At 61.9% G+C, this 23,450-nt stretch carries 17 protein-coding genes and 1 pseudogene; 15 read left to right on the top strand and 3 right to left on the bottom strand.

All coding sequences use genetic code 11. From position 1 onward, the window contains the following. Positions 1 to 25: 25 nt before the first annotated feature. The 11 genes and pseudogenes from IPM54_17185 to IPM54_17135 all read left to right on the top strand — a co-directional run bounded on the left by IPM54_17185 (position 26) and on the right by IPM54_17135 (position 16,694). The gene (locus IPM54_17185) at positions 26 to 1,762 is read left to right on the top strand and encodes a carbon starvation protein A (GenBank protein ID MBK9261526.1); all 1,737 of its coding nucleotides are present in this window, start codon (positions 26 to 28) and stop codon (positions 1,760 to 1,762) included. Positions 1,763 to 2,045: 283 nt separating this feature from the next. Further along, the gene (locus IPM54_17180; GenBank protein ID MBK9261525.1) at positions 2,046 to 3,647 is read left to right on the top strand and encodes an AgmX/PglI C-terminal domain-containing protein; all 1,602 of its coding nucleotides are present in this window, start codon (positions 2,046 to 2,048) and stop codon (positions 3,645 to 3,647) included. Between the two features lie 1,094 nt (positions 3,648 to 4,741). Further along, positions 4,742 to 5,068 (top strand): annotated as a pseudogene (locus IPM54_17175) (AgmX/PglI C-terminal domain-containing protein). Positions 5,069 to 5,105: 37 nt separating this feature from the next. Next, entirely contained in the window at positions 5,106 to 6,107 is a 1,002-nt protein-coding gene (locus IPM54_17170; GenBank protein MBK9261524.1) for an asparaginase, read from the top strand. Beyond that, the gene (locus IPM54_17165; GenBank protein ID MBK9261523.1) at positions 6,107 to 6,997 is read left to right on the top strand and encodes a DMT family transporter; all 891 of its coding nucleotides are present in this window, start codon (positions 6,107 to 6,109) and stop codon (positions 6,995 to 6,997) included. The genes IPM54_17170 and IPM54_17165 overlap by 1 nt, the downstream gene beginning before the upstream one ends. Before the next feature lie 1,483 nt (positions 6,998 to 8,480). Further along, complete coding sequence (locus IPM54_17160; protein ID MBK9261522.1) at positions 8,481 to 9,653, top strand: glycosyltransferase; 1,173 nt, start codon at positions 8,481 to 8,483, stop codon at positions 9,651 to 9,653. An 84-nt stretch (positions 9,654 to 9,737) separates the two neighbouring features. Further along, on the top strand, positions 9,738 to 10,433 hold the full coding sequence (locus IPM54_17155) for a hypothetical protein (protein ID MBK9261521.1): 696 nt from the start codon (positions 9,738 to 9,740) through the stop codon (positions 10,431 to 10,433). 105 nt (positions 10,434 to 10,538) lie between these two features. Next, positions 10,539 to 11,663: a branched-chain amino acid ABC transporter permease gene (locus IPM54_17150; protein ID MBK9261520.1), complete on the top strand. Its 1,125-nt coding sequence runs from the start codon at positions 10,539 to 10,541 to the stop codon at positions 11,661 to 11,663. Beyond that, entirely contained in the window at positions 11,660 to 12,469 is an 810-nt protein-coding gene (locus tag IPM54_17145; GenBank protein MBK9261519.1) for an ABC transporter ATP-binding protein, read from the top strand. Before IPM54_17150 ends, IPM54_17145 begins: the two co-directional genes overlap by 4 nt. Further along, positions 12,466 to 13,224 carry an ABC transporter ATP-binding protein gene (locus IPM54_17140; protein ID MBK9261518.1) on the top strand — a complete coding sequence of 253 codons (759 nt, stop codon included), beginning with the start codon at positions 12,466 to 12,468 and terminating at the stop codon, positions 13,222 to 13,224. The genes IPM54_17145 and IPM54_17140 overlap by 4 nt, the downstream gene beginning before the upstream one ends. 212 nt (positions 13,225 to 13,436) lie before the next feature. Continuing rightward, positions 13,437 to 16,694, top strand: coding sequence for a hypothetical protein (locus tag IPM54_17135; protein ID MBK9261517.1), 3,258 nt, complete (start codon positions 13,437 to 13,439; stop codon positions 16,692 to 16,694). Between the two features lie 47 nt (positions 16,695 to 16,741). On the opposite strand, the gene IPM54_17130 is transcribed toward IPM54_17135, so the two are convergent. Beyond that, positions 16,742 to 17,812, bottom strand: coding sequence for a hypothetical protein (locus IPM54_17130; protein ID MBK9261516.1), 1,071 nt, complete (start codon positions 17,810 to 17,812; stop codon positions 16,742 to 16,744). A 297-nt stretch (positions 17,813 to 18,109) separates the two neighbouring features. Here IPM54_17130 and IPM54_17125 point away from each other — a divergent pair, with 297 nt between their 5' ends. From IPM54_17125 to IPM54_17110, 4 genes are all read left to right on the top strand, one after another. Further along, positions 18,110 to 19,642 carry a glycosyltransferase gene (locus IPM54_17125; GenBank protein ID MBK9261515.1) on the top strand — a complete coding sequence of 511 codons (1,533 nt, stop codon included), beginning with the start codon at positions 18,110 to 18,112 and terminating at the stop codon, positions 19,640 to 19,642. Between the two features lie 108 nt (positions 19,643 to 19,750). Continuing rightward, positions 19,751 to 20,065 carry an integration host factor subunit alpha gene (locus IPM54_17120; GenBank protein ID MBK9261514.1) on the top strand — a complete coding sequence of 105 codons (315 nt, stop codon included), beginning with the start codon at positions 19,751 to 19,753 and terminating at the stop codon, positions 20,063 to 20,065. A 6-nt stretch (positions 20,066 to 20,071) separates the two neighbouring features. After that, positions 20,072 to 20,461, top strand: coding sequence for a MerR family transcriptional regulator (locus tag IPM54_17115; protein ID MBK9261513.1), 390 nt, complete (start codon positions 20,072 to 20,074; stop codon positions 20,459 to 20,461). A gap of 11 nt (positions 20,462 to 20,472) precedes the next feature. Then, entirely contained in the window at positions 20,473 to 21,141 is a 669-nt protein-coding gene (locus tag IPM54_17110) for a hypothetical protein (protein ID MBK9261512.1), read from the top strand. Positions 21,142 to 21,155: 14 nt separating this feature from the next. Here the strand turns inward: IPM54_17110 and IPM54_17105 are convergent, their stop codons facing one another. After that, positions 21,156 to 21,737: a single-stranded DNA-binding protein gene (locus tag IPM54_17105; protein MBK9261511.1), complete on the bottom strand. Its 582-nt coding sequence runs from the start codon at positions 21,735 to 21,737 to the stop codon at positions 21,156 to 21,158. A 161-nt stretch (positions 21,738 to 21,898) separates the two neighbouring features. Further along, a complete protein-coding gene (gene mgtE, locus IPM54_17100; GenBank protein ID MBK9261510.1) occupies positions 21,899 to 23,287 on the bottom strand; it encodes a magnesium transporter in 1,389 nt (462 codons plus the stop codon). Positions 23,288 to 23,450 lie beyond the last annotated feature (163 nt).

The raw sequence follows: 23,450 nt of genomic DNA, 5'->3' as shown, positions 1-23,450 counted from the left end.
GGCGAGTACGGCGTATACTCGCCCCGTGCTTCCCCTGCTCGCACTCACGATCATTGCGGTTCTCACCCTCGGTTACTTCTCGTACGGGCGAGTCATCGCGAGGAACTACGCGCTCGACGATTCGGTCGACACGCCTGCGGTGCGTCGCGCAGACGGCAATGACTTCGTTCCAACGAAGCCTTTTTACCTGCTTGGGCAACACTTCAGCGCGATCGCGGCGGCCGGTCCCATCGCTGGGCCGATCCTTGCAGCTCAAATGTTCGGCTGGATGCCCTGCGTCCTTTGGATCGGCCTCGGCGTCGTTTTCATCGGCGCGGTGCACGACTTTTCTGCGCTCGTCGCGAGCGTTCGTCACGATGGAGAGAGCATTGCGGAAGTGGTCAGGCGGCAGCTTGGAAGGCGCGCGTGGCTGCTCATCCTGTCGTTCATTTGGCTCGCGCTCATCTACGTGATCGTGGCGTTTGCCGACATCACGGCGAGCACGTTCGTGGGCAAGACGGAAGAGTTCGAGGGCGGGACGTTTACGTTCAACCCGGGTGGTGCCGTGGCTGCAGCGAGCGTCATGTACCTGGGTTTGTCCGTGCTGATGGGCATCATCGACAAGCGATGGCAGCCGCCTCTTTGGCTCACGACGATCATTTTTGTCCCTGCAACGCTGGGCGTCGTGTGGCTTGGGACGAAGGTGTCGACATCGTTCGTGCTTGGCGTGGACAATCCGCAGAGAGCGTGGGGTCTCGGGATCCTTGTGTACTGCTTCATCGCGTCGCTTCTGCCGATGTGGCTCTTGCTCCAACCTCGAGGGTACCTGGGCGGGTTTGTCTTGTACCTAGCGCTCGGTGTCGGGACGATTGGTCTATTTTTTGGTGGGCTTCGTTATCCGGGTGAATTCGACATACGGATGCCGGCGTTCAAAACATTCGATGCAGGCGGTCCATTTGGAGCGCTCTTTCCGTTTCTCTTCGTGACCATTGCATGTGGCGCGTGTTCGGGTTTTCACGGGCTCGTTTGTTCGGGCACGACATCCAAACAAATATCCAAAGAATCGCACACGCATGCGGTGGGATATGGCGCCATGCTCCTCGAGGCATTCGTTGCGATCATTGCACTAACGACGGTCATTACGCTGGCACCGAGCGGTCCATTGCCGGGACCGGGCAAGATATATGGTGACGGCGTGGGGCGGTACATGACGGTCATCGTAGGCAAAGAGCATTATTTGTTTGCGGCGACTTTTGGAGCAATGGCGTTTTCGACGTTCGTTTTCGATACGCTGGACGTATCGACGCGGCTTGGTCGTTACGTGCTCCAGGAATTGTTCAATGCGCGGAAAGCTCCGTGGGTGGGTCCCGCGGCGACGGCATTGACGCTCGTGCCGCCGGCGTATTTCATTGCGACGGCGACGCCACCGGGGCCGGGCGTTCGTCCGGCATACATGAATTTTTGGACATTGTTTGGTACGAGCAATCAACTGCTCGCGTCGCTGACGCTCTTGGCGATTACGGTGTGGCTCTATCGAGAAAAGCGGCGCATTTGGTACACGGCGATTCCGACGGTATTCGTCATGGTCGTCACGGTGTGGGCCTTGGTTGCGCAGATTCGACATGCGTTCGGTTCGCTGAAGGACGGCGGATTCGTTCTGAACACGGCGACGATGAATGGCGTGGTTGGCATAGCGCTCGTGGGGCTGGCCGTGGCGCTGCTCGTGGAGGCGGCGCGGGTGATTTTGAAGCGAGGCGCTGCGGTCGCGGGGCAACCAAGCTGATCATCCGCGCGCGAGACGCGAGATCCGCCGGCACGCGATCGTAGCTCGGACGACATCGTCGTGGGCGGCATTGGAGCCGCTCGTGCCTGCTTTTCAGGCAATTTCCGCCCTCCCCGCCCGCCCCAAAAATTTCCGGAACCCTTTGCCCATCCCGCTGTCGGTTGCGGGGCGGAACGAAATGAGCAGCAGACGAGACGCCTAGAACGCGTCACCCCGTGCCTCATTCGCGCTGCCTTACCGATCAATTCCCCGCCACGCGCGGAGGACGAAGGAGTCGTTTGTCATGGAACGCAAGAACAATTCCGAGAACCAACCGTTCGCCAATGCCTCTGCCGTTCTTTTCGGACAAACCACGCCGTCTTTCGATCTGCGTAGCGCATTCGGAAAGCCCGAGACCGCATCGAATGAAGTTCCCGCCAATGCTCCGGAAGGCTCGTACACCTACGCGCTCGTGCAAAGCGGCCCGGCCGTCCCGGCGGACGAAATCGAGCAATCACAAGAGGCGATCGAAATCATGATTCTGTGGGGCACGTCCATTCTGCACGTCGCCCACTTGTCGCCTCCGCGGTCGTTTCATGTCGGCGAGGAAAATGCGGACTTCGTGCTGCCCGAAAATGCAATCGGCGCAAAACGGTTGCCCGTCGTGCTCGTGGGTGAAGACAAGGTCGCGCGCGTCGTCGTTTCGGCTTCGGCTCATGGCTCGATCGAAAACGACGGGAAATCGTCGGACATCGATGCCACGAACGCGGAGCCTTGCGCCGCGCTTGCCGGAGCTGCGCAAATTGCCGTCGGCCTGGGCGCAAAAGTGAAACTCGACCTCGGTGGCGTGACCATTCACGTCTCGCGGGTAAAAGCAGGCAAGAAGGTCAAGGGCGGAATCGTTTTGGACAAAAAGGGTTTGCCCTGGCATGGTTTGTCGTTCGCCCTGCACGCCGGTTTGCTCGCGGCAGCAGCGTTTTTCCTCCCGCCCATGGGCGCGGACGAAGAAAATTCAATTGAAGGCGACAAGCTTGCATTCATGCAGCAAGCGCTGAACGTGACGGCCGAACGTGAGCAAGACAAAAAGGAATCGCCCGAGGTCATCGAAAACCAAGACAAGAATGCGGGCGGAACCGAAGGTACGCGGTCGATTGGAAGCGAAGGCAAAATGGGGAGCACCACGAGCCGAAATAGCTCGGGCAAGTTCGCAATCTTCGGGCCGAAGGACAATACCGATCCGCAGGTTGCCCGGGCCGCCGCGCTCTCTGATGCGCAAACGTTCGGCATGATTGGCCTCGTCGCCACGCTATCCGGCGGTGATCCCAATGCCGTCACCGCACCGTGGGGCGGCGACATTTCAATGGGCAGCGACGCGCGCAGCGCCCTTGGAAACATGTGGGGCGCGTCGCTCGACGAGGCTGCTGGCGCCGGCGGACTTGGTTTGTCCGGGCTCGAACAAGGTGGCGGAGGCAAAGGCGAAGGCATTGGACTGAACCGCATCGGAACGATTGGCACGGACCTCAGCAATCAAGGAGGCTTCAGCCGAGGAATCACGCGGAACAGCCACCAAACGAAACCTCCGCGCGTGCGGCCCGAAGGCGCCACGACGGTCGGTCGATTGCCTGCCGAAGTCGTTCAGCGCATCGTGCGGCAGAATTTCGGTCGATATCGATTCTGCTACGAGCAGGGTTTGCGGCAGAATCCGAATTTGCAAGGCCGCGTGGCCGTGCGGTTCGTCATCGGCCGGGACGGCGGCGTATCGCAAGTTCAAAATGGCGGATCGGACATGCCCGACGCGAACGTGGTCTCGTGCGTCGTGCGGTCGTTCTACGGCCTCAGCTTCCCGGCGCCCGAACATGGCATCGTGACGGTCAATTACCCGATCATGTTCCAACCCGGTGGTTGATCTAGACAAACCCTCTCCCCTCGCCGGGAGCCTGCCTTTCGAGGCACGCTCCCGGTTCTTTTTTGATATCGTCTCGCATTGGTTCGGCTCGAAGGTGCTCATCGCACACGAGGCGGTCTTGCATGGCTCTTGCTGGGGAAGTTACCGCTACCGAAGGCGTCGCACCGGCTGAGTCGTTCGGTCGTTCCGCAGCACGCGTAGCGTCACGACCCGCCATCGACATCATCGTTCGTTGGGGTGACTGCGTCATCTACGCGCACGAGCTATCCCCGCCGCGATCGTTTGTCGTGGGTGAACATGACTGCGACGTGACACTTCCTGCCGAAGTCCTTGGAGCACCTCGCGTGCCCGCGCTTTTGGCGCGTTGGGACGGCGATGTGCGGCTCGTCGTGCCCAAAGGAGCGCGCTGCTTGCTTGGTGGTCAAAAGAAACGCATGTCGGCTGCTCGATGTATCGAACGTGGCATCGGACAAGCATCGTCCACCATGCGTGATGCCGCCGAAGTACCGCTTCTTCCCGGACAAACCGCCACGCTGTTCTTCCAATCGGTCGCGATCGACTTGTGCTTCAGCTCGGCAGCCCCTCGAATGGCCCGCCGGCCGCTCTTCGAGAAACGCGTTGCCCTGACGCAGCTCGCATCGTTTTTCGCGCATGCGGCAGTGATCGGAGTCTTGTTCTTCTTGGTTGGTCCGGCCGAACTCCACGAGGACTACGGCCTTTCCGCCGAACAGCTTTACGAGCTGCAAGAGCGCCTGTGGCGTCTCGAAGAAAAAGAGCGTGAGCTTCAACGAGAGCTCGATGGGTACGAGTGGCGAGCGCGGCGGAATCAGCGGCGTAACCAAGCTTCCATCGCGGCAAGCCAAGACGCATGGATGAGAGCGCTCGAAGAAGGCAGCAATCGTTGGAGCGCTCAGCTTGCAGCCGAAGCGCGTGATGAAGGTCCGAGCGACGAGGACCGCAGCCTCATCGGCGTGCTGTACGACTGGCCCGAGCCCCCTGCACCGCCGAAGCCCGCACCAGTTGCTCCTGTGCGTGAGGCGCGTCCGACGACCGTCACGATGCCTGCCGACACGCGACCGATTCGCGGCCGCGGACCGCAAGTGCGCATGGGCGCCGTATCGGTGAGCGGCCGTTTGCCGCCCGAGGTCATTCAGCGGATTGTCCGGCAAAACTTCGGCCGCTTTCGGCTGTGTTACGAAAACGGACTGCGCAACAACCCCAACTTGCAAGGACGCGTCGCCGTTCGGTTCGTCATCGGCCGCGATGGCGCCGTGTCGAACGTGAGCAACGGCGGATCCGACATGCCCGACGTTGGTGTCGTGCTGTGCGTCGTTCGTTCGTTTCACAGCTTGAGTTTTCCGCAGCCCGAGGGCGGAATCGTGTCGGTGGTCTACCCGGTCATGATGTCCCCGGGCGATTGAGTTTCCCAAGGCGCTCGTTTTGCTACGCTCGCGCCTGGTGCGGCTGCTCCTCATTCACACCGGCGGAACGCTCATGATGCGCGGCGAGCATCCAACGCCGCTCGCGCCCGACGTGTACACGCGAGATCTCGTCGCCGAGCTTCCCGTCTTGCGCAAGCTCGCAGAGATCGAAACGCGCATCCTGTACAACTTGGATTCGGCTGATTTTCAGCCTCATCACTGGATCGAGCTTGCACGCGTGATCCATGGATCGCTCGAGCGTTACGACGGGTTCGTCATCGTGCACGGCACCGACACGATGGCGTACACGGCCAGCGCGCTCGCGTTTTTGCTTCCGGGGCTCGATCGTCCCGTGATCCTCACAGGCGCGCAAAAGCCGCTCGTGGACGTGCGTACGGATGCTCGGACAAACCTCGTCGATGCATGTCATCTCGCCACGATGAAGGTCCCCGAAGTGGGCATCGCGTTTCACTCGGAGCTCTTGCGCGGATGTCGAGCGACGAAGCTCGATGCATGGGGCATGAAGGCATTTGGCTCGCCGGCGTGTGCGCCGCTTGCGGTGCTCGGGCTTGGAGCGAACATCGCGGCGCACGTGCTTGCTCCGCGCGCGGCGTCGGCGCTCGATGAACGCATCGAAACGAACGTGCTGGTGATTCGAGCGTTTCCGGGGCTCGATCCGCGCCTTTTGGATGCGACGTTGTCCGTAGGGTTGCGGGGGCTCGTGATCGAAGCGTTTGGCGCGGGAAACGTTCCGCGCCTCGAGAACTCGCTCATTCCGGTCATCGAAAAAGCGCACGCGCTCGACGTACCGGTCGTGATCGTGAGCCAGTCGCCGCGAGGAGCGGTGGACTTGAGTCGATATCAGGGCGGCGTTGCTGCAGCACGCGCGGGGGCCATTGGAGCGGGCGACATGACGTCGGAAGCGGCCTTGACGAAACTCATGATTGCTTTGGGCCGGTGTGCCGAGACAAACGGCGACCGAGCAGCGTCCGTGCGCGATGCATTTGCCGTTTCGTGGGCGGGTGAGATGAGCGTTTGATGGAGTTTGCCTCGGGACGTGGTCGAGCGATAATGTTCGTGGCTTTGGCGAGTACGGCATTTGCCGTGAGCTCGCCGATTGCACGATATGCGCGTCCGGCGCATCCGCTCTTCGTTGCATTTGGTCGCGTGGCGCTCGCATCGATCGTCTTGTTTGCGCTGGACGCCGCCGGCGTCATTCGTCATGCGCGAGCCATCCCTCTGGCGACGCGTTTGCGCATCGTCGTATGTGGCGCGCTTCTCGGAGCGCATTTCGCATTGTTTCAGGCGGGTCTCGATGCGACGTCGCTTCCGGCGGCCGTTTCGCTGGTATCGCTGGAACCGGTCGGCGTGGTCATTGCGGCTTTCATTTTTTTTCGTGAAGTGCCGACGAAGCGCGAGCAAATGGGCGTCGTGCTTGCCACGATGGGCGCGGCGGTCATTGCATTTGCGGCGGGCACGGGTGAACACAAGCTCGTGGGTGATTTGCTCGTGCTCGGGTCGGTCGCATTGTTCGGGTTTTACGTGGCCGCAGCTCGAGCCATTCGTCATGCATTGCCACCGCAGCATGCCGGGGCGATGATTTACGCCATCGCGGCGCTCGTCATTTTATTGGTTTTGCCGTATGCCGGTGCATTTACGAACGTGCCGGAATTACCATGGCGATCATTCGTCGCCATTGCCGCCATTGCGTTCATTCCGACGCTCATAGGGCACACGTCGGTGCAAGCGGCAGCGCGTACGCTTCCGCCGGCTATCGTATCGCTTGTTTCACCGGGAGAAACGCTCGGCGGTTTGTTGATAGCGGGCGCATTCATGCACGAAGTCCCGAAGCCTCAGGAATTGATTGGCGCTGGCATGATTCTGAGCGGCGTGCTCGTGGCGATATTCGGGCCTGCGCCGAAGTCATGAACCCTCGTACGTTCCAGCCGAAACGCTAACGCCCCATCCAAATTCATTCGCCTTGGACAAACCATTGCCGACGTAATTCGTGCCTTTCCTTGACTCGCGCGCTCCACGCGGAACGCTTTCTGCAATGTACGCGAGTCTCTTTCGGAACGTGCTCTATCCGGTTTACGAGTCGGGCCTTCGCGGCCGCGCCACGCTGCAAGCTTTGGGAGAGCTCGAACAATCCCAATGGCGCACGCCAGAAGCTCTGGCCGAACTGTCTTTCCGGCGAATGCTCGACGCCCTCCGCCACGCCGAGCGGCACGTTCCTTTTTACCGCAAACGATTCGCCGAATACGGCGTGCGCGTGAGTCAGGTGAAAGCGCCCGAAGATCTCGCGGCGCTGCCTATCGTGACCAAGAACGACATCCGCACGCATTGCCACGAGCTCGTCGCGGAAAACTTTCACGGAAAACTTCATCGAAGCGCCACGGGAGGTTCTACCGGCGCGTCCATGTACTTTTTCTACGATCACGCGACCTACGAGCGTCGCATTGCCGCCACGATCCGCGCAAACCGTTGGGCAGGCGCCGAAATTGGCGATCGGGAATTGCACGTGTGGGGACGACCTCCGGGCGAGCCCCAAGGCCTGCGCGCCATGAAGCGGTCGCTCGAGCAATTCTTGTGGCGGCAAAAGTACGTTTCGAGCTTTCACCTGCACGAGGACAAACTCGTGGACATGCTGCGCGAGATCGCGTCGTACGAGCCGCGCGTGATCATCGGCTACACGATGCCGCTCTATGTGCTGGCCCGAGCTGCCGTCGAAAAACGTTTCGTGTTGCCGCCGCTTCGAGGGGTCATCACAGCGGCCGAGCGTCTCTTCGAGCATCAACGAAACGTCATCGAACAGGGCTTCGGCGCTCCCGTCTTCGATCGTTACGGATGCCGTGAAGTCATGTTGATCGGCGCCGAATGCGAGCGGCATTCCGGCCTCCACATGACCGCGGAGAACGTGTTTGTCGAACTGTACCGCAACGGTCGTCCCGCGCCTGTCGGTACGCCCGGCGATGTGCTCATCAGCGACCTGCACAACCGCTCGATGCCGCTGCTCCGGTACCGAAACGAAGACATCGCGACGGCGAAAGCGGGCGCTTGTCCATGCGGTCGAGGACTCCCGCTGCTTGCATCGGTCGAAGGCCGAACGCTCGACATGATCGTCGGGACAAACGGTCGCATCGTCGCGGGCGAAGCGTTCCCGCACTTGCTCAAGGACTACCCCATCGATCGTTTTCAAGTGCACCAACGGGCAGATCGCACGACGACGTTGCTCATCATGCCCGGCCGCGGATTCCGCAAAGAATCCGCGACGGAGATCGACCAGCGTCTCCGTACGGTGCTGGGGCCCGATGCAGCCTTGCGCATCGAGCTCGTGAACGACATTCCGCTGACGACCAGCGGCAAGCATCGCGTCACGAAGTCCGACGTGCCCATCGACATTGGTGCGAGCGTGCCGCCGGACGTGCTGGTGCGTCCTCGCGTTGCTCCCAAGAGATCGTCCGGAAAAACGCGCGTGGCGCACATCGTGTTGTCGCTCCAGCCAGGAGGCCTCGAACGCGTGGTGCTTCAGCTCGTCGAGCGGATGGATCGATCGCGCTTCGATCCGATCGTCGTGGCACTGGAAGAACGGGGCGCGCTCGCGAACGAGCTCGATCGCCTGGGCGTGCCGATGCATGTGTTTGCTCGCAAGCGTGGCTTCGACGTGCAGGTCTTGTCGGATCTCGTCAACTTGTTCGAGGAGCAACGAATTGCGCTCGTACACACGCACAATCCGAGCCCGCACGTGTACGGATCGTTTGCCGCATCGATCGTCCGTAACCGCGGACTGCTACGTCCGAGCGTCATCCACACGAAGCACGGGCGCAACCATCCGGACGATGGCCGTCGCGTGATGGTGAATCGCGTTGCGGCTGCGTTTTCCGATCGCGTCGTCGCCGTGAGTGAGGACGCGCGAACGGTGGCGATCGAAGTCGAACGGATCGAACCTCATCGGTTGGTCGTGATTCGCAATGGTGTCGACACGACGAAGGTTTGTCCGGGCGATGGAGCTTTGGCGCGTCGAACGCTCGGCGTCGCGGACGATGCGTTTCACGTTGGATGCGTGGCCCGACTGTCTTTCGAAAAGGATCACGCGACGCTTCTGGAAGCGTTCTCGATCCTGCGGTCGCGTGTTCCACGCGCGCACTTGACGCTGGTGGGTGACGGAGCGTTGCGGCGCGAGCTCGAAGAATCGGCCGAGCGGCTTGGAGCACGTGATGCCGTGACGTTCGTGGGCTTCACGGACGATGTGGTGTCGCTCTTGCCGTCATTCGATGTTTTCGCGTTGGCATCGCGGACGGAGGGTACGAGCTTGACGCTGCTCGAGGCTGCGTCTGCTGGGTTGCCCATCGTGGCGACACGGGTTGGGGGCAACGCGGAGATCGTCGTGGATGGCGAAAGTGGGCTTTTGGTGCCGGTAGGAGAGCCACGAGCGTTTGCGGAAGCGCTGGAAGCGCTGGCGATGCGCGCTGATCGTCGGCAGATGGGCGCGCGGGGTCGCGCCGACGTCGTGGCGCGTTACGAGCTTGGCAAGATGGTGGCCGCATACGATACGCTCTACACCGAAGTTTTGCGGTCCGCGTGAGCGACCAGCGACCGACCGCCCTCGGGCGGTTGGTTCATTCCATGCTTGGCGCACTGCACGTTTGCGGGTTATCGGAGAAGCAAGATGTCCGACGGTCACCACAAGCTCCCGCCGAAAAAGGAGGTTGCGCTCGCGCTGCTGGAGGGACCCAGCATGTTCGTGCACCTCGATCCTCGGCGCCCCGGCGTGCTCATTCCGCCGCGGTTCCGCGACAAACCTCAGCTCGTCCTGCAGATCGGGCTCAACATGTTCGTCCCGATCCCCGACTTGAAGGTCGATGACGAGGGCATCACGTGCACCTTGTCGTTCGATCGTGCTCCGTTTTGGTGTCGGATGCCTTGGAGCGCGGTCTACGCGCTCGTGGGTGAAGACGGGCGCGGGATGATGTGGCCGAACGACATTCCGCCGGAAGTCGTGGCGCAGATGCAGAACCCTCCGCCGAAGGACACGCAGAGAGCAGCTCCGAGGCGCCCGCGACCGAAGTTGTCTGCGGTTGGCGCAGCGCCGCGCGATCGCGAGTCACGAGTCGAGGAGACGGAGGAGGCACCGCCGATATCCGCGCAAACGGACGTGCCTGGCAAGGCGGCGCGGGGGCCGGCAGAGAGCGCCCCGCGTTCGTCCGATGGCAACGCTGCGCGCGTGTCGGACGGCAATGCAGCCCGTTCGTCGGACGGCGACGATACGCCGCCCCCGCCCGAACCGGCACGCCGGTCTTCGGGATCGACGAGCGGACGCAAGCCCAAGCGCGAGCTTCCGCCCTATCTACGCGTGATCAAGTAGTCACGCTTGACCGTAAAGGCAGGACACGCGAGCTTTCCCCCGCCCATGCTCCCCTCGAAGATCGAGGGCTCCGCTCGGATGAACCGAGTTGTCCCTTCAAATGCTCTGCGCCGGATCCTCGTTCCATTGGCGCTCGTTGGCGCCGTGGTTGGACTCGAGTTTTCGTTCGAGTGGCTCATTGCCGACGCTGCATGGCGGCAGCTCGCGCTCTTCGCGATGGTCAACGTGATCGTCGCGTTGTCGCTCAACGTCATCAACGGCATGGCGGGACAGTTCTCGATCGGGCACGCCGGGTTTGTCGGCATCGGTGCGTACACCGCGGCGATCGTCGCAGGACACGTCCACAAAGCCCTTGGCACCGAAGACATCCTGTTCTCGAACTCGTTCATCGTGATGCCGCTCGCGCTGCTCGCGGCCGGTTGCGTCGCTGCTGTGTTCGGGTTTGTCGTGGGACTACCCAGCTTGCGGCTCCGGGGCGACTACCTTGCGATCGTCACGCTCGGGTTTGCCGAAATCTTCAGGCTCGTCATCGCCACGGCGCAAACTGGAGGCACGGTCGAAGGTCCCATCGCTCGATTTCTTGCCTATCTCGGCGGGCAAAACGGCTACGCAGGTCCAGACAAGAACGGAATTCCGCAATACGCAGGTCCGTTTTGGATCTTCGGCGCAGTCGTGCTGTGCGTGATCGTCGCGTGGCGTTTGAAGTTTTCAGGCTGGGGAAGAGCGCTTCGAGCGCTCCGCGAAGACGAGATCGCAACGGCGAGCGTCGGTGTCGACCCGACGCGTTACAAGGTGACGTCGTTCGTCATCGCAGCGACGGGTGCCGGAATTGCGGGAGGGCTTCTCGCATCGATGCGCGACGGCAATCCCACCGTGCAGCCGGATCAGTTCACGTTCGCGTATTCGTTCGATGCGATCACGATGGTGATCCTCGGTGGGTCGGGAAGTGTCTCCGGAGCGATCTTCGGTGGGGTCTTCGTCACGTTCACCGTGAAGATGATCGAGCAGCTTCAGGGCATGGATAGCGTGCAAGCGCTTCGTGCGACGTACCCGTCGCTGGATCTCAATGCGCTGCGCATGGTCATTTATGCATCGGTCCTGATCGGCCTCATGATCCTGCGCCCCGAAGGCTTGTTCGGCGAACGCGAGCTCGTGCGGCGCAAGCAGGCAGTGCGCCCTTCACCCATGCCGCCCGAACTGAAAAAGTCCGCGGAAGAGGCAGAGAAGTGAAGGCTCTCGATCTCCAGGGCGTAACGAAGAAGTTTGGGGGACTCCGCGCTGTCGGTGGCGTTTCGTTTTCGGTTCCGGACCGTTCGATCTTCGGCCTCATTGGTCCCAATGGAGCGGGGAAAACGACGGTCTTCAACCTCGTCACGGGTGTCTACAAACCGGATGTGGGTTCCATTCGTTTTCATGGCGAAGAGCTATCGACACTCGGTCCCGCAGAGATTGCTCGGCGCGGCGTTGCGCGCACGTTTCAAAACATCCGTCTCTTTGGACAACTCACGGTGCTCGAAAACGTGCTCGTAGCGTGTGAGAACCAGCGCAAGTCGGGGCTCTTGTCAGCGCTGCTCAGATCACCTGCGTTTTACCGCGACGAAGAAGAAATGACTCGGCGCGCGATCGAGCTGTTGTCGATCTTCGAGCTCGACAAGTTGGTGGACGAAACGTCCACGTCGCTCTCGTACGGCAACCAGCGTCGTCTCGAAATTGCGCGAGCGATGATGCTCGAACCCAAGATCCTGCTGCTCGACGAACCTGCTGCGGGCATGAACTACGGCGAGGCCGAAGGGCTGAAGAAACAGATCAGGTGGCTGCGCGACAAGTTCGATCTGACGGTGATTTTGGTCGAGCACAACATGCAGGTCGTGATGGGCGTGTGCGAAGAGATCCACGTGCTCGATCACGGTGAAACGATTGCGCATGGGACGCCGGAAGAGGTCCGGAAAAACCCCAAGGTGCTCGCTGCGTACCTTGGCGAGGTCGTCGACGAGGAAGCGCGCAGCAGCGCTTCTCGCAGGGAGGGCGCGTCGTGAGAACTGCGCATCCGACGCGTGCACTTCCGACGACGGCGAGCGGATCGCCGCTGCTCGTCGTGAAGGATCTGGCCGTTTCGTATGGTGGCATCAAAGCGCTGAAGGGGATCAGCCTCGAGGTTCGTCGCGGTGAAATCGTGGCGATGATCGGCGCCAATGGAGCTGGCAAGACGACGACGCTGAAGACGATCGTGAGGCTCTTGCCCATCGCTAAAGGCAAAGTCAGTTACGACGGCAAGGACCTCGGGTCCGTACCTGCGGAAGAAGTCGTTGGTCGCGGCATCTCGCTCGTGCCGGAAGGGCGAGCGATTTTTCCGAACTTGACGGTCAAGGAAAACCTCGAGCTTGGCGCATGGAATCACAAGAAGCGCGAAGCGATGGACGAGACGATCGAGGACGTGGTGAAGCTGTTTCCGCGTCTGGGCGAGCGCATGCAGCAAGAGGGCGGGACGTTGTCCGGCGGCGAGCAGCAGATGTTGGCCATTGGTCGAGCGCTCATGGCGCGGCCGGCGATGTTGCTTCTCGACGAACCATCGCTCGGCATCGCTCCGCGTCTCGTTGCCGACATTTTCGCGGCAATTGCGCGAATTGCCCAAGCAGGTACGACCATCTTGCTGGTCGAACAAAACACGCGTCTTGCGCTCGAGTACACAACGAGGGCGTACGTGCTGCGAACGGGCGAGATCGCGATGAGTGGTGCATCGAAAGATCTCGCGGCCAACGAAGAGGTTCGTGCCGCGTATCTTGGCGGCTGACCCACGAGCGTCGGTTCGATGCCTCCATCCGGTTTGCCGCACGCGCGGGTGCTCAAGGCACGCTTGCATCGCGCACGTGGAAGGGCAACCATCGGGCCTAATCCATGCAAGGGTCGGCTCGTCCGATCCTCGCGCGACGGATCGCGCTCGAACGTTGGCCGATCCGTCGCTCGAAAGGCTCTCCCACCTCCTCTTCGTCCTTTGGAGGACCGATGTCGAAGTTCAAGGCCTTCCTTGCGTTTCTTGCTGCCGTGTTCGTGGTCGTTTTCACGTCACGCGCCGAGGCGACGCATTTTCGTTACGGCAACATCAGGTACACGATTCCCGATCCGGTTTCGGCTCCGCTGACCGCGCGCTTCGAAGTCGTCACGGCATGGCGTGCTGCGTTCGTCGGCACCACGGTGCTCCAATTCGGCGACGGAGGGAGCAACGGCTCCGTGCAAGGCGTGATCATTGGAGCTGGCTTCGACACGGCTGGCGAGGAGTACAAGGTCGTTCGTTACACGGCGACGCACACCTATCCCGCGCCGGGAATTTACACGGCGAAATTCAACGATTGTTGCCGCATCTCGACGCTCGAAAACGGCTCGGATCAATCGTTCGAGGTCACGGCAAAAGTCGACATGACGCCGGGTAATACGGGCAATCCCGTGTCCGTCGTCCCGGCGATCGTGCAGATGCAAACGGGCGGCGTCCGCACGATTCAGATCCCGGCCGTCGATCCTGACGGCACGCCGATTAGCTGTCGTTTTGCGACGCCTGCCGAGACAGGCAGCACCAGCACCGCGATGCCTCCGGGGATCGTGGGCAGCAATGTCGTCCCAACGCTTGCCGTCAGCGCCAATCCTCCCGGTTGCACGCTCACGTGGAACACGACCACGGCCCTTTCGAACCAAAAATACACGATTCAGGTGTGGCTCGAGTCGACCAATGCATCGAACGGAAACGTCAGCGCTTCGGTGCTCGACTTCATCGTCGAGATGGTGCAATCGCCGCCGCCAACGTGCACGGGCAGCGCGTCGTTCACCGTCGACATGGGCCAGACGCTGAACACGAGTTTTGTCGGGACAAACGTCGGCGGCGGCAACCTCAAAATGACCTCGATCGGCTCGATCGGTCTTTTGAATCCGCCCTCTGGCGCGACGCAGGCAAGCCCGTTCATGACGAACTTCACGTGGACGCCGAGCCTCGGTGAAGACGGCACCGGTATCCTCGCGGTGCTCTACACCAACTCGCTCAACATCAGCGGTTTCTGCACGTTGACCGTGACGGTGCCGGACTGTCCGCAGTTCAATCAACCGTGTAGTGCAGGCATCGGCGCGTGCGAGAAACCAGGCAAGCTGCAGTGCGTCGGGCCAAACATCGAATGCACGGCTGTGGCAGGAATGCCGATGCCCGAAGTGTGCAACGGCATCGATGACGACTGCAACGGCACACTCGACGACAACAACCCCGAATCCGGAATGACTTGCTCGACGGGTCTACCTTCGATTTGCGGCACGGGTTTGACCACGTGCAACGCGGGGGTGCTCGACTGCGTTCCGGATATCGCGCCCGGAAGCGTGACGGAGACCTGCAACAGCGTCGACGACGACTGCAACGGCACGACCGATGATGGCTACAACATCGGCGGTCAATGCTTCGTAGGCATCGGCGGATGTTCGGAAGAGGGCACGTACGTTTGCGATGGCATGGGCGGCGCGACGTGCAGTGCCGTGCCCGACGGCCCCGAGCAGGAGAAGTGCGACGGCGCCGACAACGATTGCGACGGCGTCATCGACAACGGCCTGGGCCTCGGCATCATTTGTACGTCGGGCCTCGGCGAATGCGTCGCAAGTGGCATGACCGCGTGTGATGGCATGGGCGGTGTCGCCTGCAGCGCCGTTCCTGGCACACCGGTGTTCGAGATCTGCGGCGATAGCAAGGACAACGACTGCGACGGCACCGTCGATAACGGCTGTGGCGACTCTGACGGGGACGGCCTCTGGGACGGCCTCGAAGAGCAGATCGGATCGAATCCCAACGATGCCGACAGCGATGACGACGGGGCGCTCGACGGCGAAGAAGTCGCGTACGACACCGATTCCGATGGCGATGGCGTGATCAACGTCCTCGACACGGACAGCGACAACGACGGCTTGTTCGACGGTACGGAGATGGGCAAGAGCTGCGGGCACCCGGCAACGCAAGCGCAACTTGGCCACTGCCGACCCGACGCCGATGCAGGACAAACCACGACCGATCCGACGGATCGGGACACCGATGTCGATGGTGTGGGTGATGGTTCGGAAGACCCCAACCTGAACGGCAAAGTCGACGCAGACGAAGCGAATCCGAACGAACCCGGAGACGCGAATGCAACGAAGGACTTCGATGGCGACGGCCTCAGCGACGGGCTCGAAGCGTTCTTGAAATCGAACGAAAAGGACGCCGACAGCGATGACGACGGCCATCTCGACGGTGAAGAGCACAATCCGAGTGACGACACCGATGGCGACGGAACGCTCAACGTGCTCGACATCGACAGCGACGGCGACGCGCTCTTCGACGGCACGGAGGCGGGCAAAGCTTGCCAGCATCCGTCGACGAACCCCGCGGCTGGCCGCTGCAAGAAGGACGACGACTTGGGTGCGACGAAGACCTCGACGCTCCTTTGGGACACCGATCGTGGTGGCGTGAGCGACGGCTCGGAAGACGCGAACCTCGACGGCACCGTCGATGCCAACGAGCTCGATCCGAACGATGGCAGCGACGACTCGAACGTCGTCGACGAGGACGCGGATGGATTGAGCAACGACGTCGAAACGACGCTCGGCACGAGCCCCACGGATTCCGATTCGGACGACGATGGGCTTCTCGATGGCGAAGAACCCGATCCCAGCGCCGACTACGACGGCGATGGCGGCAAGAACGCTCTCGATGCCGACAGCGACAACGACGGTCTGTACGACGGCACCGAAGCCGGAAGCGCTTGCAACGATCCGGGCACCGATACGGCTGCCATGAAGTGCATCCCCGACGCGGACAACGGGCAAACCAAAACGCTCGTGCTGAACGCAGACACCGACGGAGGATCGAAGCTCGACGGCGATGAAGACACGAACAGGAATGGCATCGTCGATGGAAGCGAGACCGATCCGCTCTTCGCTGGTGACGACATCGCGATGCCCGAATGCACGAGCGACGAGGCATGCGGCAATGCCACGAGCGGGCGCGTGTGCGTGAACGAGAAGTGCGTCGATGGTTGTCGCGGAGCTGGTGGCAATGGTTGCCCGACGGGCCAGGAATGCACGCTCACCACGGACACGGTGGGCGTATGTGAAGCCATTCCGCCGCCTCCACCGCCGCCTCCCGTGGAGCCCGAGAGCTGCGCGTGCCGCACGGTGAGCTCGGGCAGCAGCTCGCCTCTTGGCTTCGGTTTGGGCCTCGCAGCAGCAGCGCTGCTTGCGGCTCGCCGCCGTCGCCGCTGAGGTCGTCTCACATGGGGGGCACTCCAAGCCCCCCCCAATCCCCCCGACTACTCCTTCATCTCCGCTTCATCCGAAGCCACGAGGCTGTCGTAAAACTCAGCCACGAGCCCCTCGAGCCACTGCTTCCCTGCTTGCGTGCCGAGCGCCGAAGCGAACGCGGGAAATGTCGCAGTAGCGACTGCTTCCACGAGCTCCTGCGGGGGTTTGTCCGGTAAGCCAAACGCCGCGAGCACACTGCGCACCTTGGTCTGCGCATGTGCATCGACAAACCCCTTCACGACTTGGCGGCGACGTTCGGCGAGCTTTTCGTCCGTGCACACGTGCACGACGACGTCCACCGCCGCCCGCGTGACCATGTCCGTATCGGCCTCGTCGAGAAGCACGTCGGCGAATCGTCGTTCGAGCAGAAAGGCCACGATCCGTTGGCGAAGCTCGATGAACGCCGGCGCATTCGATTGTGAAATGATCGAGGCGGCACTCTTGCGCAGCGCTTCTCGGGAGAACCCAGTCAGAAATTTCCGGATTTCCGGTTCGAGTCTTCGCTCGAATTCGGCGCGCATTCCATCGATGCTCTTGCTGACACCACCGAGCCCAAATGGCGCGAATCGTTTGAGCAGCGACGGCAATCCCCAATCGGCGACGAAGGGGTTGACTCGATCAGAAAACTGGGTGAGCGCGTCGTGAAGCACGTCGGTCATCACGATGCGCGCGGCTTCGTGTTGCGAGATCTCACGCACGAGCGGCTCCATGAGAGGGCTCGACCGCGATGCAAGATCGCGCAGGGCCTCGCGAGCGTTTGGCGGAACGAACGTCTCGATGCGCGCGCGCTCTGCCACGAGCATCGACCGCATCTCGCGCACGATGCTCGAGAGCACTGGCTGAAACGACGTATCGAGCACCGCTCGGGCTAGCAACGCATCGAGCACGCTCGTCAAGGCACTCGCTTCGACCACCTGCCCGAGCGGCAAATCGAGCAGCTCGTCGAAGATGCTCGCGATGTTCGCGCGCCATTCGGTACGCGCGGCTGGCGAAACGAGGCGTGCGTGGAGAAACGCCAATTGCTTTGACTTCAAATCTTCGAGCGCGGCGCGAGGGATGGACACGGGTTGTTGGTTCACGAGCTGCCTCCGAGCGGCATGACTTGCGATGGGTTCGACGTCGGTTCTAGCCCGCATGAGCGTGACTGCTGGGCCGGTTGATCGCGAGGGTGTGGTCGCCTGGCGCACCACGCTCGATGTCGCAAGACGTCGAGATTGTCATGACCCAGGGCCCATCCGAGCGCACGAAATGACGAGTCCGGACAAGGCCCGACAAACGGATGCAACGTTTTACAAGTCCATGACAACTGTGCGCAGCACCCTCTGCTACTTCCTCGACGTTCACTGTTCAACATGCGCCCGAGGGAGGCGCACACGATGCTCCACACGCTGCTCTGCATCCTGTACTTCGCCGTTCTGCTCGCACTCAGTGCCTATGGCGTTCACCGGCTGCATCTGGTGCTTCTGTGTATGAAGCATCGACGCAAAATCGAGCAAGCCAAGCTCGTTCCGCACGTGGCTGACGAAGAGCTGCCGAGGGTGACGATTCAGCTCCCGCTCTTCAACGAATCGACGGTCGCAGCGCGACTTCTCGAAGCGACGGCGCGGATGGACTACCCGGCCGACAAGCTCGAAATCCAGGTGCTCGACGACTCGACGGATGAAACGCAGGCCCTCGTACGAGCGCACGTCGATCGTTTGCGTGAACGCGGCGTCGACGCCGTGTATCTGCACCGGACAAACCGCGTAGGTTACAAGGCCGGCGCGCTCGAAGAAGGCCTCGAAGTTGCCAAGGGCGAGCTCGTCGCCGTCTTCGATGCCGACTTCATCCCCGAGCCGCAGTTCGTCCGCGAGATCGTCGGACATTTCCGCGACCCCAAAGTCGGCATGGTCCAGACGCGTTGGGGCCACTTGAATCGTGATGCGACGGTGCTGACGAAGGTTCAGGCCCTCATGCTCGACGGCCATCACCTGGTCGAAAATCGCGCTCGTTACGGCGCGGGCCTGCTCTTCAACTTCTCGGGCACCGGCGGAATGTGGCGTCGTGAAGCCATTCGGGAAGCCGGTGGCTGGCAACACGACACGCTCACCGAAGACCTCGATCTGTCCTACCGCGCGCAGCTCAAGGGCTGGAAGTTCGTCTATCGCGGCGACGTCGTTTCGCCTTCCGAGCTTCCAGAGAACGTCTCCGCCCTTCGCGCGCAGCAATTCCGTTGGGCCAAGGGCACCGTGCAAACCGCTCGCAAGCTCCTGAAGACCGTGCTCACGGCGGACATCAGCCTCTCCCAACGCATCGAAGCCTTCTTCCACCTCACGCCGCACTTTGCCTACCCGCTCTTGGTCACGTTGAGCGTGCTTTTGCTCCCCGCGCTCGTGCTCATGCCCGCGACCGATACGCTCACGATGATCATCGTGGACCTGCCGCTGTGTGTCGCGACAACCGGCTCACTCGCAGCGTTTTACATGCACGCCGAAGCCGCGCAGGGACGCAAGCGAACGAGCGCCATCGCGCGTTTGCCCATGCTCATCGCGCTCGGCACCGGGCTCGCTCCGCACTTGTCCAAGGCCGTGTTCGACGGTTTGCGTCACATGGCCGGTGAATTCGTTCGAACACCAAAGGATGGCGTGAACAAGGGCCGATATCGCGCTCGCACGGACTTGCCCTTCATCGAGACGGCGCTGTGCCTCATGTCGTTTGCCTCGACGATCGCGTCGATTCAGACGGGCCACTACTTCGCCACACCTTTCGCCATCCTCTTCACGATCGGATACGGCTACGTGTCGATGCTCGTGGCCCACGAGCAAGCCGCGCGTCGTCAAGCCACGACGCCGGTGCTTGCTGCATCGAGCGATCCTGCAAGTGATCGGGTTGGCACGACCGAAGCGCCCGTTGGCAAGCTCGCCGCCTGACTTCCTCCCTCTCTGAATTTCCTGCCACAGCCGCCCTTCTCGCGTTCGTCGCGCTGGACCTTCCAGCGCCAGGCACCTATCCTCGCGATACCTGCGGAAACGGTGCCCATGACCAAGTCCGAAATCGCGCAAGCCGTCTACGAACGGCTGGGGGGATTCTCGAAAAAGGAATCGGCGGACCTCGTCGATCTCATCTTCGAGACCATGAAAGAGACCCTTGGCCGAGGTGAGAAAATCAAGATCTCCGGCTTCGGGAACTTCGTTTTGCGTGACAAACGCGAAAGGCAGGGGCGCAACCCGCAGACGGGCGATCCCATCGTGATCGATGCGCGTCGCGTCTTGAGCTTCAAGCCGAGCCAGATCCTCAAGCAATCGCTCAACGCGCGCCCGAACAGCGGCAGCAGCGCAGCAGCCGAGGAGTGACGAGCCTTGTCCGGGCGCAGAGAGCTTCCCGCAAAGCTCTACTACCGCATCGGTGAAGTGGCTGGGATCGTCGGCGTCGAGACGCACGTCTTGCGGTATTGGGAGAGCGAATTTCGCTCCATCCGCCCGCAGAAGTCCGCCAAGGGGCAACGTGTCTATTCTCGGCGCGACGTCGAAACGCTTCTCAAAGTGAAGGATCTGCTCTACGCGCATCGCTTCACGATCGCGGGCGCTCGCAGAAAGCTGCGCGAAGGGGGCATCGAACCGCCCGGAGACGACGATCCCAGCGTCGAGGAGGCGCGAAAGATGCGCGCTGCACTGCTCGACATCCGCGAAGAAATCGACTCCATCCTGCGCTCGTTCGACGAGCCTCATGCCCCAACCGCCAAGACCTGACGCGTTCGACCATGAGCGCGCAGGCGACGAATGCACACGAAGTGGTGCTTGCCGGAGGCGCGACGCTTCGGTTCGTAACGCCCAACAGCGCCGCCGAAGCACACCCGGACAAACTTCCGCGATTCGAAGTCGCGGGGCTTCCGGGCGCACGCATCACCGTACGACGAGGGTTTCTGGATGACGCGGGGGTCACCCTGCACGTGGCATGCGTCGAAGCTCCTTCGGATAGGTGGGCCCCCGGAATCGAAGACGTCGTGCTCGGCGTGGCGAGCGGAGTTGCTCACCGCGCAATGAGCGAACGGATGGCGCTCGAGCCGTTGGAAGTAGGATCGATCGTTTCACTCGACCAACACTTTGAGCAGAAACTATCGAGTCGAGGAGCTCGGGAAGGTTCACCCGTGAAGCTTTTGGGCAAACACGTGCTCGGCTTCGAAGGGCCGCGGAGCGATGTCGTGCTTTGCACGGTGATGTGTGACGAACCGCGCGAGCATGCGGGATGCGCGGACGTCGTCGCTCGAGCGAACCTCGCGGGGCTCGTACCAGCACCGCCGCCGAGTCTGCTCGTGCGGACGGTCTTGTTTGCAGCCGAAAAACCGTGGGATGCCGGCGCGCTGGCCGGCGTGCTCGGTCTACTGCTCGTAGGGCTCGTCCTTGCAAAAAGGCCGCGCCCGAAGCCGTGAGGCGTGTAGGTTTGTCAGAACGGAATGTCGTCGCCGCCGCCGTCGTAGCCAAAGTCGTCAGCAGGCGGGCCGGGATCCTGTTGAGGTGCAGGGCGCTGCTGTCCGCCACCACGAGGGGCATATCCACCGCCACCGCGCGGAGCACCACCGCCATAATCTCCGCCGCCTCGTGCCGCTCCGTAGTCTCGGCTGCCTCCTCCGCCTCCTTGCGGCGGTGAGAAATCAGCGGGCGGGCCCGAATCTTCCGCTCCTGGCCCTCCGCGAGAGCGACCGGAGAGGATCACGTTGCTCGCGATGATCTCCGTCTTATAGCGCTTGTTGCCGTCACGATCGTCGTAACTCGAAGTCCGGAGCGACCCTTCGATGAACAGCGACGAACCTTTGCCGATGATTTTGGCGAGCGCTTCGCCGCGTTTGCCCCAGACGACGACGTTGTGCCAGTCGGTCCGCTCGCGACGAACTTTGTCTTTGTCGAGATACGATTCGGTCGTGGCTAGACGGAGGTTCAGCACGGCTTGGCCTCCTTGGGTGAAGCGAAGCTCGGGATCGGAACCGAGGTTCCCGAGCAACATCACGCGATTGAACCCTTCCGCCATGCGCTTCATCCTTCCTTGAAATTCGGCCGTGGGTGTCCCCCGAACCGACCGATGCGTCAAGCGTACGGAGGATCGGGCCACGCGGTAGCGGAATTTTCAGCGACCGGGCCCGAGAGCAGCGGGGCGAGTTTGTCCCAGCGACGAACCTTTCGAGGCTGTGCTCAATGTGCTCGACCAGCCGCTTCGGCGATCACTTCGGCGAGCAGGATCTTGGCCACGTTGAGGTAGATGAGGATCCCGAGCACGTCGATGAGCGTGGCGATGAAGGGCGTGGAGCTCGTGGCGGGATCGAGGCCGATGCGTCGGAGCAGGAGGGGCAACATGGAGCCCACGGTGCACCCGAGGATGACGATGCCCATGAGTGTGAAGCCCACGGTGAGCATGATGGCCACGCCGTCACCCCAGAACCAAATGCGCACCATGGCGATGATGGCGAGCATCACACCGAGCACGACGCCTTGACCGATTTCGCGAGTGAAGACGCGGACCCAATCCGTGGGCTTCACGTCGCCCACGGCAAGACCTCGGATGATCAGCGACGACGACTGCGAGCCGGTGTTGCCACCGGTCGAGATGAGCATGGGGACGTAGTAGGCGAGCTTGGAGACCGCCTCGATGAGGTGGTCGTAGTGCCTGAGAACGGTGCCGGTGAAGAACTCGCTGATGAGGAGTGCCGCGAGCCACGGGGCGCGCTTTTGGATGAAGGTCCAAAAGCTCGTCTGAAAGTAGCCTTCTTCGATGGGCTCGACGGCGGCCAAGCGCTGCACGTCTTCGGTTTGTTCTTGCGTGAGGACGTCCATGACGTCGTCGTACGTGATCACGCCGAGCAGGCGTTTTTCCGGGTCGATGACGGGCAAGGCCGCGAAGTCGTACTTGGCCATCGTCCGAGCGACCTCTTCTTGGTCGGTTTCGGGGCCGACGGCGAAGATGTTTTCGGTCATGACGTCGACGAGTTTGTCCGTGGGGCCTGCGAGCAAAAGATCGCGCAACGAGACGATGCCGAGCAGCCGCTGTTTGTCATCCAGAACGTAGACGTAATAAATCGTTTCGGCTTCGGACGACGAGTCGCGGATGAGCTGGATGGTTTCGGAGACGGTGAGTGTTGGCGGGGCGGAGACGTAGTCGGTGGTCATGAGACCGCCGGCGCTGTCCTCGGGCCACTTGGCGAGCTCTTCGACTTCCGCGGCGGCTTCCGGGTCGACCTTTTCGAGCGATTCGAAGAGGTCGTCGCCGACTTTTTCAGGCAGCGCCTCGATGAGATCGGTCCGCTCGTCGGCGGACATTTCCGACACGATCGCGGCGGCGCCTTCGATGCCTAGCTCTTCGACGAGGGCTTCCTGCCGGTCCTCGTCGAGCCGTTCGAAGATGGGGGCTGCATCTTCGGGTTTGAGCGTTTTGAGGATGAGGGCCGCCTCGTGCTCTTCGAGCAAGCCAAGGAGGTCGGCGAGGTCTTCGTCGTGAATCTCCTCGAGCAGGGCGCTGATTTGAGAAGGATCTTCGGCGAGGAGCTCGCGCACCTCGGGAAGCATCGCGACGGCAACCCGCATCATGATTGGGCACTGAGCACGAAGCTGCGGACGCTCGCAAGCGAGATGTCGCTGGACCGACGGGTGGTGGTGGACGGACGTGGGCCAAGGCGACGTGGTGTGCGGAAGAAAGTTGGCGAGTAGGGGCCCCTTCTGCCAACTAAGTTGACATATCCCAATAGTCTTC

The organism is Polyangiaceae bacterium, assembly GCA_016715885.1.
Lineage (GTDB): Bacteria > Myxococcota_A > Polyangia > Polyangiales > Polyangiaceae > Polyangium.
The sequence above is the reverse complement of the archived record's forward strand: the minus strand, read 5'-3'. Positions and strand labels throughout refer to the sequence as shown.

Bases quoted from the DNA above. Each gene is read 5' to 3' on its own strand.
- IPM54_17180 (MBK9261525.1), top strand. From the start codon at position 2,046: ATGGAACGCAAGAACAATTCCGAGAACCAACCGTTCGCCAATGCCTCT.
- IPM54_17165 (MBK9261523.1), top strand. From the start codon at position 6,107: ATGGAGTTTGCCTCGGGACGTGGTCGAGCGATAATGTTCGTGGCTTTG.
- IPM54_17155 (MBK9261521.1), top strand. From the start codon at position 9,738: ATGTCCGACGGTCACCACAAGCTCCCGCCGAAAAAGGAGGTTGCGCTC.
- IPM54_17135 (MBK9261517.1), top strand. From the start codon at position 13,437: ATGTCGAAGTTCAAGGCCTTCCTTGCGTTTCTTGCTGCCGTGTTCGTG.
- IPM54_17125 (MBK9261515.1), top strand. From the start codon at position 18,110: ATGCTCCACACGCTGCTCTGCATCCTGTACTTCGCCGTTCTGCTCGCA.
- IPM54_17120 (MBK9261514.1), top strand. From the start codon at position 19,751: ATGACCAAGTCCGAAATCGCGCAAGCCGTCTACGAACGGCTGGGGGGA.
- IPM54_17110 (MBK9261512.1), top strand. From the start codon at position 20,473: ATGAGCGCGCAGGCGACGAATGCACACGAAGTGGTGCTTGCCGGAGGC.
- IPM54_17105 (MBK9261511.1), bottom strand. From the start codon at position 21,737: ATGGCGGAAGGGTTCAATCGCGTGATGTTGCTCGGGAACCTCGGTTCC.
- mgtE (MBK9261510.1), bottom strand. From the start codon at position 23,287: ATGATGCGGGTTGCCGTCGCGATGCTTCCCGAGGTGCGCGAGCTCCTC.